The 15,245-nt window shown below is 54.8% G+C and carries 9 protein-coding genes and 2 rRNA genes; 7 read left to right on the top strand and 4 right to left on the bottom strand.

Annotated elements, in window-relative coordinates:
• From F3J38_RS15760 to aceK, 6 genes are all read left to right on the top strand, one after another.
• A 23S ribosomal RNA gene (locus F3J38_RS15760) occupies nucleotides 1-103 on the top strand; the annotation flags it as partial.
• Nucleotides 104-328: 225 nt separating this feature from the next.
• A 5S ribosomal RNA gene (rrf, locus tag F3J38_RS15755) occupies nucleotides 329-444 on the top strand.
• A 406-nt stretch (nucleotides 445-850) separates the two neighbouring features.
• A complete protein-coding gene (gene metA, locus F3J38_RS15750; RefSeq protein WP_167139891.1) occupies nucleotides 851-1,780 on the top strand; it encodes a homoserine O-acetyltransferase MetA in 930 nt (309 codons plus the stop codon).
• A 271-nt stretch (nucleotides 1,781-2,051) separates the two neighbouring features.
• A complete protein-coding gene (gene aceB, locus F3J38_RS15745) occupies nucleotides 2,052-3,650 on the top strand; it encodes a malate synthase A (protein ID WP_167139889.1) in 1,599 nt (532 codons plus the stop codon).
• 16 nt (nucleotides 3,651-3,666) lie between these two features.
• Nucleotides 3,667-4,968, top strand: coding sequence for an isocitrate lyase (gene aceA, locus F3J38_RS15740; RefSeq protein WP_167139887.1), 1,302 nt, complete (start codon nucleotides 3,667-3,669; stop codon nucleotides 4,966-4,968).
• Between the two features lie 245 nt (nucleotides 4,969-5,213).
• Nucleotides 5,214-6,947, top strand: a complete 1,734-nt coding sequence (aceK, locus tag F3J38_RS15735) for a bifunctional isocitrate dehydrogenase kinase/phosphatase (RefSeq protein ID WP_167139885.1) — start codon at nucleotides 5,214-5,216, stop codon at nucleotides 6,945-6,947.
• Here aceK and iclR read toward each other — a convergent pair.
• Nucleotides 6,944-7,774, bottom strand: a complete 831-nt coding sequence (iclR, locus tag F3J38_RS15730; RefSeq protein WP_167139883.1) for a glyoxylate bypass operon transcriptional repressor IclR — start codon at nucleotides 7,772-7,774, stop codon at nucleotides 6,944-6,946. The genes aceK and iclR overlap by 4 nt on opposite strands.
• A gap of 198 nt (nucleotides 7,775-7,972) precedes the next feature.
• Here iclR and metH point away from each other — a divergent pair, with 198 nt between their 5' ends.
• Nucleotides 7,973-11,656: a methionine synthase gene (metH, locus tag F3J38_RS15725; protein WP_167139881.1), complete on the top strand. Its 3,684-nt coding sequence runs from the start codon at nucleotides 7,973-7,975 to the stop codon at nucleotides 11,654-11,656.
• An 83-nt stretch (nucleotides 11,657-11,739) separates the two neighbouring features.
• Here the strand turns inward: metH and F3J38_RS15720 are convergent, their stop codons facing one another.
• The 3 genes from F3J38_RS15720 to F3J38_RS15710 are packed head-to-tail and all read right to left on the bottom strand — an operon-like array spanning nucleotide 11,740 to nucleotide 15,202.
• Nucleotides 11,740-13,830 carry a YjbH domain-containing protein gene (locus F3J38_RS15720; protein WP_167139879.1) on the bottom strand — a complete coding sequence of 697 codons (2,091 nt, stop codon included), beginning with the start codon at nucleotides 13,828-13,830 and terminating at the stop codon, nucleotides 11,740-11,742.
• Complete coding sequence (locus F3J38_RS15715; RefSeq protein WP_167139877.1) at nucleotides 13,830-14,558, bottom strand: capsule biosynthesis GfcC family protein; 729 nt, start codon at nucleotides 14,556-14,558, stop codon at nucleotides 13,830-13,832. The genes F3J38_RS15720 and F3J38_RS15715 overlap by 1 nt, the downstream gene beginning before the upstream one ends.
• Nucleotides 14,555-15,202, bottom strand: coding sequence for a YjbF family lipoprotein (locus F3J38_RS15710; protein ID WP_167139875.1), 648 nt, complete (start codon nucleotides 15,200-15,202; stop codon nucleotides 14,555-14,557). The genes F3J38_RS15715 and F3J38_RS15710 overlap by 4 nt, the downstream gene beginning before the upstream one ends.
• Nucleotides 15,203-15,245: the final 43 nt, after the last annotated feature.

Genomic DNA, 15,245 nt, shown 5'->3' with positions numbered 1-15,245 from the left:
AGTCCTGAAGGGACGTTGAAGACGACGACGTTGATAGGCCGGATGTGTAAGTGCAGCGATGCATTGAGCTAACCGGTACTAATGACCCGTGAGGCTTAACCTTACAACGCCAGAGGCGTTTTTGAGAAGACGCGAGAGATTTTCAGCTTTGTTCGAACGGATTAAGATTTAGTTTTGTTCTGCGGACGAGAGTCCGAAGGATTTTGCGCTGAAGCAAGGCGGCAAGCGAGACGATGTGAAGGAGCATACTGAAGTATGTGACTGAGCAGCGCGAACGCAGCCAACGCAGCAGCAGCGTAAAAGACACAGGACAGAGCACAAGAATTTGCCTGGCGGCTTTAGCGCGGTGGTCCCACCTGACCCCATGCCGAACTCAGAAGTGAAACGCCGTAGCGCCGATGGTAGTGTGGGGTCTCCCCATGCGAGAGTAGGGAACTGCCAGGCATCAAACAAGTGAAGAAGCCCTGAACGGAAGTTCAGGGCTTTTTTACGTCTGCAGAACGGCGAAATCCCCGCTAAAAGCCACGAAAACATCCCTCCTGTACCCGACTGGTCGGATAAACACCGCTAAATGCGCTGCGAAAAAAGATAGAATTGCTCCGTAAAGCCTCCCATTTTTCCTTTCAAATACTGTCATTACACCTCATCTATATGCAAAAAACGCAAAGAACATCGTATTGGTCGTGCAAATATGCGGCATAAATAGACGAATCAGACCTCCAAATCCTGCTTTAAACTGAAACATTTTCATAAACTGCATGAAGACTCGACATTCAATGGCTGCCAGGCTAACCTCGGGCATCTGGATGTCTAAACGTTTATACGGTTATCAGTAAGAGGTCAGTCAGCTATGCCAATCAGAATCCCCGATGAATTGCCGGCAGTGAATTTTTTGCGTAATGAGAACGTGTTTGTCATGGCCTCATCGCGCGCCAGTGTTCAGGAGATTCGTCCGCTAAAAGTACTGATCCTCAACCTGATGCCAAAAAAGATCGAAACGGAAAATCAATTCTTACGCCTGCTGTCCAACTCGCCGCTGCAGATTGACGTGCAGCTGCTGCGCATCGACAGTCGGGAATCACGCAACACGCCAAGCGAGCATCTCAATAACTTCTACTGCAACTTTGAGGATATTGAGCACGATAACTTCGATGGGTTGATCGTCACCGGTGCGCCTTTGGGCTTGGTTGACTTCAACGATGTAGCCTACTGGCCGCAGATCCAGCGTGTGCTGCATTGGGCGAAAGAACACGTTACATCCACCCTGTTTGTCTGTTGGGCGGTGCAAGCGGCGCTGAACATTCTCTACGGCATTCCAAAGCAGACGCGTCAGAACAAACTTTCAGGCGTGTATGAACATCAAATCCTGCATCCCCATGCCTTGTTAACCCGTGGATTTGACGACAATTTCCTCGCACCGCATTCGCGTTATGCCGATTTTCCGAGCCAGTTAATTCGCGACTATACCGATCTTGAGCTGTTTGCCGAATCCGAGGCAACAGGTGCTTATCTCATGGCAAGTAAAGACAAGCGTCTGGCGTTTGTTACCGGCCATCCTGAGTACGATGCGCTGACGCTATCCGGTGAATACCATCGTGATTATGATGCCGGCCTGCATCCGGAAGTGCCGTTTAACTACTTCCCGCAGGATAACCCTGAGCTGCCGCCACGTGCGACCTGGCGCAGCCACGGTAATCTGCTGTTCTCCAATTGGCTAAACTATTACGTTTACCAGATCACACCGTTCGATCTGCGTCATATGAACCCCACGCTCGAATAAAATAAACGCTCATTTTTCTCATCGAAAGTGCCGTGACAGCCTCATGTTGTCGCGGCATTTTTTTGCCTATAGCAATGATGTGGAAGTTATTGCCTTTAATTCGAGAGCTTAAATTACAACATTATCAATAAGATAATTGCTTTTATTAATTAAAATGGAAATTGTTTTTGAAAACAAAATAAAAATCATTATGCTCTGATCTTGCCGGTTAAAAAACACCCTACACCCGGATCCCCGTAATTGGGAACGGATCAAAACAGGAGCAGCCCGCATGACAGATTCGGTTATCCACAATACGCTGACCTTCACTCAGCCCTTTACCCAAGCGGAAAAGCAGCTGCTCACACCGCAAGCCATCGACTTCCTGCACACACTGGTCGCGCGTTTTGCACCGGAACGTGAGCGCCTGTTAAAAGCACGTCAACAGCGTCAGCAGCGTTATGATCAGGGTGCCTTACCGGACTTTGATTCGGAAACCACTTCCATTCGTGAGCATGAGTGGCAAGTACGCCCGATTCCCCAACTGCTGCGCGATCGTCGCGTAGAGATCACCGGCCCGCCGGATCGCAAAATGGTGATCAACGCGCTGAATGCTAACGTCAACGTCTTCATGGCCGATTTCGAGGATTCGCTGGCACCCACCTGGCAGAAATTGATGGATGGCCAGCTGACACTGCGCGATGCGGTCAACGGCACGCTGAGCTTCACCAGCGAAGCCGGGAAGATCTACCAGCTGAAATCCGATCCTGCTCTGCTGATGTGCCGTGTACGCGGTCTGCATCTGAATGAAAAACACGTTGAGTGGCGCGATCGTGCTATTCCTGGTGGGCTGTTTGATTTTGCGCTCTACCTGTTCCACAACGTTGATGCACTGCTGGAGAAGGGGCATGCGCCTTGGTTCTATCTGCCAAAAACCGAGCACGCGTCTGAAGTGGCGTGGTGGCGTGAGATCTTCCGCTTCAGTGAGGATCGCTTTGATCTGCCGCGCGGCACCATCAAAGCCACGGTGCTGATTGAAACGCTGCCGGCGGTATTCCAGATGGATGAGATCCTGTGGGAATTGCGCGATCACGTGGTGGGCCTGAACTGTGGCCGTTGGGATTACATCTTCAGCTACATCAAAACTCTGGCGCAGCACGGCGATCGCATCCTGCCGGACCGTCAGCAAATCAGCATGGATCAGCCCTTCCTCGATGCCTATTCACGGCTACTGATCAAAACCTGCCACCGCCGCGGCGCATTGGCGATGGGGGGGATGTCCGCGCTGATTCCGAGCAAAGATGCCGAACGTAATGCGTGGGTGATGCAGAAAGTACAGGAAGACAAAGCGCGTGAAGCCGGTAACGGCCATGACGGCACCTGGGTCGCGCATCCGGGTCTGGCGGATATTGCGATGGCAGAGTTTGATCGCCAGTTGGGTGAACAGCTGAATCAGCTGCATATGAGTCGCGATCAGGATGCGCCCATTACCGCCGAACGTCTGCTGCGCCCATGCCGGGGTCTGCGCACGGAAGCGGGTATGCGCGCCAACATTCGCGTGGCGCTGCAGTACCTTGAAGCATGGATCGGGGGTAACGGCTGCGTGCCGATTGACGGGTTGATGGAAGATGCCGCCACGGCAGAAATTGCCCGCACCTCCATCTGGCAGTGGATTCACCACAAACAGATCCTCAGTGATGGCCAACTGGTGACCGCCGAACTGTTTGAGCGGTTACTCGATGAAGAGATGCAGGTCTTGCAACAAACGCTGGGTGAGGATCGCTTCTGTAGCGGGCGCTTTGCCGATGCGGCCGCGCTGATGGCGCAAATCACCACGGATAACGAACTGGTTTCTTTCCTTACCCTGCCGGGCTACCGCCTGCTGCCTTGAACCTGGAGATAACGCGATGAATCGTCACCAACAGATCAAACAACTGGAATCGAGCTGGAACGACGCGCGCTGGGAGGGGATTACCCGCCCGTACAGCGCAGAGGAGGTTATCAGCCTGCGGGGTTCGGTGAATCCAGCTTGCACGCTGGCGGAACGCGGTGCCAACAAATTGTGGTCACTGCTGAACGGCGAATCCACAAAAGGGTACATCAATAGTTTGGGGGCCCTAACCGGTGGTCAGGCAATACAACAAGCCAAAGCGGGAATTGAGGCCATTTATCTCTCGGGCTGGCAAGTGGCGGCAGATGCCAATATGGCCGGGCAGATGTATCCCGATCAGTCACTCTACCCAGCTAATTCGGTGCCTAATGTTGTTGAGCGCATCAACCAAAGCTTCCAGCGCGCCGATCAGATCCAATGGGCAAGCGGTGTGTCGCCGGAAGATGACGAATTTATTGACTACTTCCTGCCGATTGTGGCGGATGCGGAAGCAGGCTTTGGTGGCGTGCTCAACGCCTTCGAGCTGATGAAGTCGATGATACAAGCAGGCGCAGGCGCGGTGCATTTTGAAGATCAGCTGGCCTCGGTAAAGAAGTGCGGCCATATGGGCGGAAAAGTGTTGGTCCCTACCCAAGAGGCGATTCAAAAACTGGTGGCTGCGCGACTGGCGGCTGATGTGATGGGCGTTCCCACCGTTCTGCTGGCGCGTACCGATGCGGATGCGGCTGACTTGATTACTTCTGATTGTGATGAGCGCGATGCCCCCTTTATTACCGGACAGCGTACCTCAGAGGGGTTCTTCCGCACCCGTGCCGGGATTGAACAGGCCATCAGCCGCGGTTTGTCTTATGCACCTTATGCTGATGTGTTGTGGTGCGAAACGTCCACGCCGGACCTTGAGCTGGCACAGCGGTTCGCCGATGCGATTCATGCGCAGTATCCAGGCAAGCTGCTGGCATATAACTGCTCGCCATCGTTCAACTGGAAGAAGAATCTCGACGATCGCACCATCGCACGTTTCCAGCAGGCGTTAAGCGATATGGGCTACCGCTTCCAGTTCATCACGCTTGCTGGCATTCACAGCATGTGGTTCAACATGTTCGACCTGGCGCACGCTTATGCACAGGGCGAAGGTATGCGCCACTACGTCGAGAAAGTGCAGCAACCGGAGTTTGCTGCGCGTGAGAAAGGCTACACCTTCTCTTCACATCAGCAGGAAGTGGGCACCGGCTATTTTGACCGCGTCACCAACGTTATTCAGGGCGGCCAGTCTTCAGTCACTGCGCTGACCGGTTCCACTGAAGCCGCGCAGTTCTAAGCAGTCTGAGTGCGTACCCTACGAAAATCACACTGACCAGTCGTAGGGTGCCATAGATGGCGTAATGCCGCTCACTTAAGCCGATGGGTGTATTTAACCCGGTACGCATAAATGCGCACCCCTACGAACATCGCACTAAACCATCGTAGGGGCGCCATTGGTGGCGACCAAAATGCGCTTCGCGGGCTCTCATCACGCCCCATCTTTTGGCCCACGGATGGACCCCGTTTGTAGGAGCGTTGCCGATGACCCCGAGAGAATCTCTGATCGCCCACACCATCCTGCAAGGCTTTGACGCACAGTATGGCCGCTTTCTGGATATTACCGCAGGCGCTCAGCAGCGCTTCGAACAGGCCGACTGGCACGCGGTGCAACAGGCGATGAAAGCGCGTATCCATCTGTACGATCATCATGTTGGATTGGTGACCAACCAACTGCGCATCCTCAATGATGTGTCGAACTGGGATGAGGCGTTTTGGCTGCGGGTAAAAAGTCATTATGAGACGCTGTTGCCTGGTTATCCTCGTCATGAAATTGCCGAAAGCTTCTTTAATTCAGTCTATTGTCGCTTACAGGGGCATAGCCATCTCGATCCCAATCGGCTGTTTATCTTTCCGTCGCAGCCCTATGCCGCTGTACCGGTGGCACAGCGCCCACTGTCACGGCTGTACCGGCCACAAGGTAGCTGGCATGAGGTATTACGGCAGGTACTCAACGATATTCCTTTGCGCTTAGCCTGGCAGGATATCACCCGTGATATTGGTTGGATCGTCCGGCATCTGCACGAGCAGTTCAGCCATGCCCAACTGGCAAGCGCCACGCTGGATGTGGCCAGTGAGTTGTTCTATCGCAATAAAACTGCCTGGATTGTGGCGCGCTTGCAGTTAAGCGATGGCATGGTGCCCTGTTTGCTACCGATTCAGCGTGATGCGGCGGGACGTCTCTGGATCGATACCTGTTTAACCGACAGTGACGATGCCAGCATCGTGTTTGGCTTCGCTCGTGCCTATTTTATGGTGTATGCACCGGTGCCTGCCGCGCTGGTTGCCTGGCTACAACCGATTTTGCCCAGCAAAACCATCGCGGAGCGTTATATGGCGATCGGTTGCCAGAAGCATGGAAAAACGGAATGTTATCGCGAGTATCTACACTATCTGGCGCACAGTCAGGAGGACTTCACCATCGCACCCGGTATTCGCGGCATGGTGATGCTGGTGTTTACGCTGCCTGGTTTTGACCGTGTGTTCAAGGTGATCAAAGACCGCTTCGCGCCGCAAAAAGAGGTGACGGATACACAGGTGCGGGAGTGCTATCGCATGGTTAAAGAGCATGACCGTGTTGGACGCATGGCGGATACACAAGAGTTTGAGCACTTTGCCATTCCGTTGACCCGAATTCCGGCCGCGTTAATGGCGGAGTTTGAGCGCGAGATCTCAGAAAAAATAGAGCGGCGCGGCGACGTGCTGATCATCCGCCATCTGTGGCTGGAGCGTCGTATGGAGCCACTTAACCTGTGGCTGGCGCAGGCGACACCCGAACAGCGTCAGCACGCGATTGGTGAATATGGTGATGCCATTCGTCAGCTGGCGGCGGCGAATATTTTCCCTGGCGATATGCTGTACAAAAACTTCGGCATGACGCGCCACGGGCGCGTGGTGTTTTACGACTACGACGAAATCCGTCCCATGACTGATCTGCACTTTCGTGATGTGCCGCAGGCGCGCTATGAAGAAGATGAACTGCAGGCCGAGCCGTGGTACAGCGTCGGGCCTGATGATGTATTCCCAGAGACCTTCCGCTATGCACTCTGTAGCGAGCCAAGCACCGGAAAATTGCTGCAAGCGCTGCACCCGCAGCTGTTTGATCCTGACTGGTGGCGCGCCCTGCAAGCGCGGATTCGAGCTGGTCACATTGAGGAAGTGATTGCATGGCGAACGGCACAACGTTTCTGCGCGCGCTATGCCACGGTGGCCGCTTAGCGGCCAGAGTAGGTCTGAGTGACCCCTTTGGCGGCGCGGATCACTAGCGCCCCCAATTCGGTGATACGGTCGTCAGTCATACGCGCAATCGGGCCGGAGATGGAGATTGCAGCGAACGGCTCGCCGTGCTCGTCATAAATCGGTGCCGCTACACAGCGCAGGCCCAGAGCATGTTCTTCATCATCATGTGAGAAGCCCATCTTGCGAATCAGCGCCAGATTCTCTTTTAGGCTGTGAGGAGACATCAGGGTTTTCGGCGTGTAGTAATGCAGCCCTTTCTGATGCAACAAGGCAGTGACTTGCTCATCATTAAGATGGGCCAGAAAGGCTTTGCCTGCTCCTGAGGCATGCATCGGTAGCTTGCCGCCAATCGGTGCTGACATACGCATCAGCTGAGTACACTGCACTTGGTCTATAATCACGGCCTGGTAATCACTGAGGTCCAGCACTGCCAGATTCACCGTTTCTCCGGCGTCTTCCATCAGCTTACGCAATATCGGATGCACAATGGCCAGCAGGTTGCGGCTCTGCAGAAAACTGCTCCCCACCACAAAGGCATGCGAGCCAATGGTCCAGAATCCCAAATCTCCCACTTGATGCACAAATCCTTGCTGCTGCATGGTGGTCAGCAGGCGGTGTGTTGTGGAGTTAGGGAGTCCAGCCTGTTGGGCAAGCTCGGTCAGGGCAACGCTACCATGAGATTCGGCAATCAATTCAAGTAAACGCAAACCGCGCGTCAGGGATTGGACTTGCCCACCGGCTGGGGCGCTGGTGGCCGTGGCGCTACGCGGTTTCTTACCACGTTTCGCCGGTACTGGGGTTGCCATAACGTCTCCACAATCGCATCAATGCTGGAAACCATTTTCGTTTTTAACCTGATGAATGCAAACACTGGCTTACTGGTCGGATCTGTATGGCTTTTCGCCTGAAAATGTCTCAGCAGCCCTGCCTTTTGCTGATCGGAAAGTTGTGCCAGTATGTTTGGCTGGCATATTAGCCAATGCAATGACGTGGACGGGGCGAGAGTGAGCAACAAAATAGACATGCTGCATCAGCAACTGGCACAACGCATCATGATTCTGGATGGTGGTATGGGCACCATGATCCAGAGTTATAAACTCAGCGAAGCCGATTTTCGTGGCAGCCGCTTTGCTGACTGGCCCTCCGATTTGAAAGGTAATAACGATCTCTTGGTGCTGACCAAGCCCGAGGTGATCCGCGAAATCCATGATGCGTACCTGGCAGCGGGCGCGGATATTCTGGAAACCAACACCTTCAACTCCACCACCATTGCCATGGCTGATTACGCGATGGAAGCCCTCTCGGCGGAAATCAACTTTGAGGCGGCTAAACTGGCCCGTGCCAGTGCGGATGCATGGACGGCAAAAACGCCCGATCGCCCGCGCTACGTGGCCGGCGTGCTGGGGCCAACTAATCGCACCTGCTCGATTTCGCCAGATGTGAATGACCCCGCGTTCCGTAACATCACGTTTAATCAGCTGGTGGAAGCCTATCGCGAATCGACACATGCGCTTATCGCGGGCGGTTCTGATCTCATCATGATTGAAACGGTGTTCGATACCCTGAACGCCAAAGCCGCTATTTACGCGGTGCAGGTGGAGATGGAAGCGATGGGGGTGCAGCTGCCGCTGATGATCTCCGGCACCATTACCGATGCATCCGGTCGTACACTCTCCGGCCAGACCACCGAAGGTTTCTACAACTCGCTGCGCCACGCCGAACCTCTGTCGTTCGGCCTTAACTGTGCGCTCGGCCCGGACGAATTACGTCAATATGTGCAAGAGCTGTCACGTATCGCGGAAGGCTACGTGACCGCCCACCCCAACGCCGGTTTGCCCAATGCGTTTGGTGAATATGACTTAGATGCCGCGACCATGGCCGATCAGATTGGCGAATGGGCGCGAGCCGGTTTCCTCAATATCATCGGCGGCTGCTGCGGTACCACGCCGGAACATATCGCGGCGATGGCGGCGGCGGTAGAAGGCGTAGCGCCGCGCGCGCTGCCAGACATCCCAGTAGCCTGCCGTTTATCCGGCCTTGAGCCGCTGAATATTCACGCCGACTCGCTGTTTGTGAACGTCGGCGAACGCACCAACGTTACCGGCTCGGCTAAATTCAAGCGACTGATCAAAGAAGAGAAGTACAACGAAGCGCTGGATGTGGCGCGTCAGCAGGTAGAAAGCGGCGCGCAGATTATCGATATCAACATGGATGAAGGCATGTTGGATGCCGAAGCGGCGATGGTGCGCTTCCTCAACCTGATTGCCGGTGAGCCTGATATTGCCCGTGTGCCGATCATGATCGACTCCTCCAAGTGGGAAGTGATCGAGAAAGGTCTGCAGTGTATTCAGGGCAAGGGCATTGTGAACTCGATTTCGATGAAAGAGGGCATTGAGCCGTTCATCGAGCATGCACGTAAAGTCAGGCGCTATGGCGCCGCCATGGTGGTGATGGCGTTTGATGAAGTCGGTCAGGCGGATACGCGTGCGCGCAAAATCGAAATCTGTCGCCGTGCCTATAAGATCCTGACCGAGGACGTGGGTTTCCCGCCGGAAGACATCATTTTCGACCCTAACATCTTTGCCGTGGCCACCGGTATTGAAGAACATAACAATTACGCGATGGACTTCATCGGCGCTTGTGAAGACATCAAACGTGAACTGCCGCATGCGATGATTTCCGGCGGCGTCTCCAACGTCTCGTTCTCGTTCCGCGGTAACGATCCGGTACGTGAAGCCATCCACGCGGTGTTCCTTTACTACGCGATTCGCAATGGCATGGATATGGGCATCGTCAACGCCGGGCAATTGGCGATTTATGATGACTTACCGGCAGAGCTGCGCGATGCCGTTGAAGATGTGATCCTTAACCGCCGCGATGATGGCACCGAGCGTTTGCTGGCGCTGGCGGAAAAATACCGCGCGAGCAAAGGCGACGCTGAGCAGGAGAAGCAGCAAGCCGAATGGCGTAGCTGGGACGTGGTAAAACGTCTGGAATACTCTTTGGTGAAAGGCATCACCGAGTTTATTGAGCAGGATACCGAAGAAGCACGCCAGGCCGCAGCGCGTCCGATTGAAGTGATTGAAGGGCCGCTGATGTCCGGCATGAACGTGGTCGGAGACTTGTTCGGTGAAGGCAAAATGTTCCTTCCGCAGGTGGTGAAATCGGCGCGCGTGATGAAGCAGGCGGTGGCCTATCTCGAACCCTACATTGAGGCCAGCAAAGAGGCTGGACGCAGCAACGGCAAAATCGTGCTGGCGACGGTGAAGGGGGATGTGCATGACATCGGCAAAAACATCGTCGGTGTGGTGCTGCAGTGTAATAACTACGAAATTATCGACCTGGGCGTGATGGTGCCGAGTGACAAGATCCTCAAAACTGCCATTGCCGAGAACGCCGATATCATCGGGCTATCAGGCCTGATCACGCCGTCACTTGATGAGATGGTCAACGTGGCGAAGGAGATGGAGCGTCAGGGCTTCACTATCCCGCTGCTGATTGGCGGGGCTACGACTTCGAAAGCGCATACGGCTGTGAAAATCGAGCAGAACTACAGCGGCCCTACCGTGTATGTGCAGAACGCCTCGCGCACCGTTGGGGTAGTCTCATCACTGTTATCCGACACCTTAAAAGAAGAGTTCGTGGCGCGTACGCGCAAAGAGTACGACACGGTGCGCATTCAGCACGCGCGTAAGAAGCCACGCACGCCACCTGTCAGCCTGCAAACCGCTCGTGATAACGATTATTCCATTGATTGGGAAAGCTACACGCCACCTGTTGCGCACCGGCTGGGCGTCAGCGCGGTGGAAGCCAGTATCGACACCCTGCGTAACTACATCGACTGGACGCCGTTCTTTATGACCTGGTCGTTGGCGGGTAAATATCCACGCATTCTGGAAGATGAAGTGGTGGGGGAAGAGGCTAAACGCCTGTTTGCCGATGCCAATGCGATGCTGGATAGGCTTGGCGATCAAGGGATGTTGAATCCGCGCGGCGTGGTGGGGATTTTCCCGGCCAACCGAGTCGGTGATGATATCGAAGTGTATCGAGACGAGAGCCGCGATCATGTGTTGTGTGTGAGCCGTCACTTACGCCAGCAAACCGAGAAATCCGACTTCGCCAATTACTGTCTAGCCGATTTTGTGGCACCCAAATCCAGCGGCAAAGCCGACTATCTTGGCGCTTTCGCGGTCACGGGCGGATTAGAAGAGGACGCACTGGCGGAGGCTTACGACCAGCAGCACGATGATTACAATAAAATCATGGTGAAAGCGGTGTCAGATCGTCTGGCAGAAGCCTTTGCTGAATATCTGCATGAGCGCGTGCGTAAGGTGATTTGGGGCTTTGCTGCCCATGAAAACCTCAGTAATGAAGAGCTGATTCGTGAAAATTATCAGGGGATTCGCCCAGCGCCGGGTTATCCCGCTTGCCCCGAACACACCGAGAAAGCGCAGATTTGGCAGCTGCTGGATGTGGAAACGCACACTGGCATGAAGCTCACTGAGTCCTTTGCTATGTGGCCGGGTGCAGCTGTTTCGGGTTGGTACTTCAGCCATCCAGACAGCAAATATTTCGCCGTGGCGCAGATTCAACGTGACCAGGTGGAGGATTATGCGGCGCGTAAAGGGATGAGCGTGAGCGAAGTTGAACGCTGGTTAGCGCCAAATCTGGGTTATGACGCGGATTAAGCCGCTGATTGTGCAATGAATTGCGCCGCTACCGATGCAATGCAATCTGTAGCGGCGCGATTTCACGCGCGGGTTAAACCTGATTAATTAAAACGTGCATCACGATCTGACGTCATATCATACAGCTGATATTTCCGGCCCAGCATCTGGCCACCATCACGTGTCAACGGCACCCAGTTCACCTGCGCACGGCCACGGGTTGGCGTGACGGTAAACAGGTCCATTGGAATCGAAATATAGAAACCTTTGGTGAAATCGCCTTCGCCATATTCAGCAGCCGATACGTTGGTTTTGGTGGCGTAGAAGCCGACCATCACGCCGCTGTCGAAGCGTTTTGAGACATCCAGCGTCACGCCCTTGTCTTTCGCCAGATACTCACCCACGCTGGCTTTCACCAACACATCTTGCATAAACCACGGACGCCAGTAAGCAGTGAAATGTCCGGTTGGCGCGGTGTAGTCGGTGAACTGCATCATGTTGTCCCAATCACGCTGCTTCACGTAGTTGGCATCAACCCCAAATGCCCAGTTGCTGTCCACCGGACGATAGAGCACTTCACCACCGACACCGCCGTACATGGTTTCCAGATAACCGCCGTACACCTGGCCGTAGAAACCATTGCCAAAGTAGCCCATGTAGTTCGCTTGCAGGTCGTTCACATAAACATTGTTCTCGACGTAGTCACGAATATGGGTACGCACACGCGGCAGGGTGGAATCCGCTGGCGCGCCGTTATAGTTGAATTTGTTGTAGTTGTTGGCGAGGTTGCCAAACAGGCTGCCGCTCACCAACAGATGGTCGGTGAGGGCATAATCGACACTCCCCATCACGCCAAGCTGGTACATATAGAAGCTTTCGGGCCCACCCACTGACTGGTTGAGCACCGGCGCCAGGCTGTAGTTCAGGCGATCTTTACGGATAAAGAAGCCTTGCTCGGTATTGCCAGGGTCCACTGGATTTTCCCGCGTTTGCTGCAGCGGTTGCTCGTGGCCCAGCGGATAGCCGCTCAGTTCGTTGTGCAAGCTGGCAACGTCGGTACGGGTGGTGACCTGCGGCATGTTGAAGCGAGATTCGGTGACATCAATGGTATCGATACCCGCAGGCAGGTTATTCATGATGATGCGATTTGCCCGGTCGACCCCTTCGCGCGTGTCACGATACTTGGTTTGCTCACCCGAAACGTACAGCGTGCTGCCTTTGGTCTGGATACGTGGTCCGTTTAATCCCGCGTTATATTTCAGGTCGGTCAGCTGGTCTGCGACCACTGTGGGTTGTAATAACTCGCCCTGCGGATGCGGAGTGTAGGCTGGCTTGGCGCTGTCAATGTGCGACTGGTGCAGGTCGTTAAAGTTGGTACGCACCGTGACGCCGAACATAAAGGTGTTACCACGTTCATAGCTGGCGTTGATATCAGCCCAATCGGTCAGGCGGTAAATCGCCCCCACGTTAACTTTGCTGCGCTGCTCAAGGCGTCCGGCAAAGTCATCTTGATAGTCGTTGCCTTCGTACTCCAGTTTCAGGCGCAGGGGTTGCCAAGGGGTCTGATACTCAACGCCGCCGAACAATGCTGCTGGACCATGGAACATCTGTGAGCCGTTAATTGCACCGGCTTCACCCCCGCCTGTACGGGTACAGAAGCTGTCACTGTAAGAGCAGAACGGATTTTTAATACTGCCGCTGTTGCCCAGATAGCCCCAGCCAATACCCATCGTAAAATCAAACGGCCCCCAGGCTTTGGTCGCGACCAGATATTCGCTGTCGAATAGCCCGGTGCCGCCCAAATCGCGCGAGCCCACTGCGACTTCAGGCAACCAATAGCTCTCTTGCCAAAGGCGTAGCTTCACATCGAAGGCTTTATCTTTATAGCTCTGGTTTCCACTGAAGCCTTCTACCGCACTGTAACGGCGCGTACGCACATCGGTGTAACGTACCGTTGTCTCCAGCCACGGGAACAGCTGCAGCGAAGCAGAGTAGTAGCGATATTGATCGTTATCGCGGAAGTTCAGGCTGAATTCGCCCTCTTTCGCCATGCGGGCCGTGGGCGTCTGCATCAAGCCAACACCGCCGAAATCAGATTGCGATGGCCCAATTGGTTCTGGCCAGGTTTCCGCATGCACCTGGCAGGCAGCGGAGACAGAAACAGCCAACAGGCTGAGAAGTATTTGTTTTTTCATCAGTCTGGAATCCGGTGTGTCAGAACAGAAAGCATGCGCGTGTTTAAATCCGCCTTGCCCCAAGGCAGGCTCCACGAGGTAAAGCCCAGCCAGATGATGCTGCCAGGCTGCACTTCAACGTGGCGCTGATTCCAGTAGGCGATGGGGATTTGCTGTGTCTGGCCGGACGGTGCAATCACCGTGGCGAAGCTGCGTTCGGCACCAGACAGATGATCGTGCGTGGCAAGGTAGTCGCGCACGGTACGGCCTGGCTGCCAGCTCTCTTTGCCGGGATGTTCAAGCGCACCCAGCACCAGAACCTGCGTCGGTTGCGACAGCGTGTAGAGGTCATAGCTGCCTTGCAGCGTCCGGTTGGCCTCAGGACGCAAGCGTACCCAGTCGGGATCGAGCGGGGTGAACTGGCGACCCGTCACCTGCACAGCACTCAGCTGGTGGATCACGGCACCAATCGTTGCCACCAGCGATTCGCCACTGTCAGCCTGCCAGATACGCATATCTTCCAGCAGTTGCTTCTGCTGTTGCTGAACTACCGCCGTTGCGCCACGTTCAGCAATAACGGTGCCGGGCCACCACGTGTGTAGTGCAGGATGCGTCACCAGTTGGGCCAGATTCTGCGCATGGTCAATCTGTAAGCCGTTCTGGCCGTGCACGGTGACTTGGCTATCAGCCAGCGCATTGCCTGCCGTGAGCATGGCCGCGACGGCGAAGAGGGGAGTGATTATTTTCATGATTTCGCCGGCTTCAGAATGGTGGTTTCAACAGGGAAGGCGTCTGCCGCTAGCGCTTGGTGTGCCTGCAACACCGCGCCATCACGGTTATCGATCCAGAAGGTGTTCTGCCACTCTGCGCCTAAGCTCTCCATGCGCACGGTCTCGATCCAGACTCGGCATGGCACCCGTTCACCGGCAATATTGAGCACCTGGTCATCGCCGCGCTGGAAGGTCGAGATGGCGGTAGCGGCGCGCACGTTTTCTTTCTCACGCCATTGCACTACACGCGTCCAACTGGCGTTGTTTTGCAGCTGCAGCGGGTTAGCGAGCGGATCCTGAGCCAGGTTACTGACCTCATCGAGGTTATCGACCAGACCTAAGGTTTTCACCAGACGGCCATGCTGCATCACCAGCATGGCTTTATCCTGCGTGACCCATTTCTGCTGGCCCTGCTCGTCATAACCCAGCACCACGAAAATACGTGGCCCTTCGTTGATGCGGGCATACAGGCTGGCATAAGGCAGACTGGCAACCTGCTGGTCGGTCACGGTCACGTCATCTGGCCCGCTGACGGCCAGCATCACCGTCTGTTCAAGGCCTTTTTGGGTTTGTGTACAGGCCTGCAGCAGCAGGCAGAGGAATAGCAAAGAGAGTCGACGCACTGTGTATATCCCTGTTCAAAAATAAAACCAGGCAAAAAATAAC

Origin of the sequence: Candidatus Pantoea formicae, assembly GCF_011752625.1 — a bacterium.
In the GTDB taxonomy this organism is placed as follows: domain Bacteria; phylum Pseudomonadota; class Gammaproteobacteria; order Enterobacterales; family Enterobacteriaceae; genus Pantoea; species Pantoea formicae.
Note: the sequence above shows the minus strand (reverse complement) of the source record. Positions and strands in the feature narration are given on the sequence as shown.

Excerpts from the sequence above, each read along its gene's own strand:
- metA (WP_167139891.1), top strand. The coding sequence starts at position 851 with ATGCCAATCAGAATCCCCGATGAATTGCCGGCAGTGAATTTTTTGCGT.
- aceB (WP_167139889.1), top strand. The coding sequence starts at position 2,052 with ATGACAGATTCGGTTATCCACAATACGCTGACCTTCACTCAGCCCTTT.
- aceA (WP_167139887.1), top strand. The coding sequence starts at position 3,667 with ATGAATCGTCACCAACAGATCAAACAACTGGAATCGAGCTGGAACGAC.
- aceK (WP_167139885.1), top strand. The coding sequence starts at position 5,214 with ATGACCCCGAGAGAATCTCTGATCGCCCACACCATCCTGCAAGGCTTT.
- iclR (WP_167139883.1), bottom strand. The coding sequence starts at position 7,774 with ATGGCAACCCCAGTACCGGCGAAACGTGGTAAGAAACCGCGTAGCGCC.
- F3J38_RS15720 (WP_167139879.1), bottom strand. The coding sequence starts at position 13,830 with ATGAAAAAACAAATACTTCTCAGCCTGTTGGCTGTTTCTGTCTCCGCT.
- F3J38_RS15715 (WP_167139877.1), bottom strand. The coding sequence starts at position 14,558 with ATGAAAATAATCACTCCCCTCTTCGCCGTCGCGGCCATGCTCACGGCA.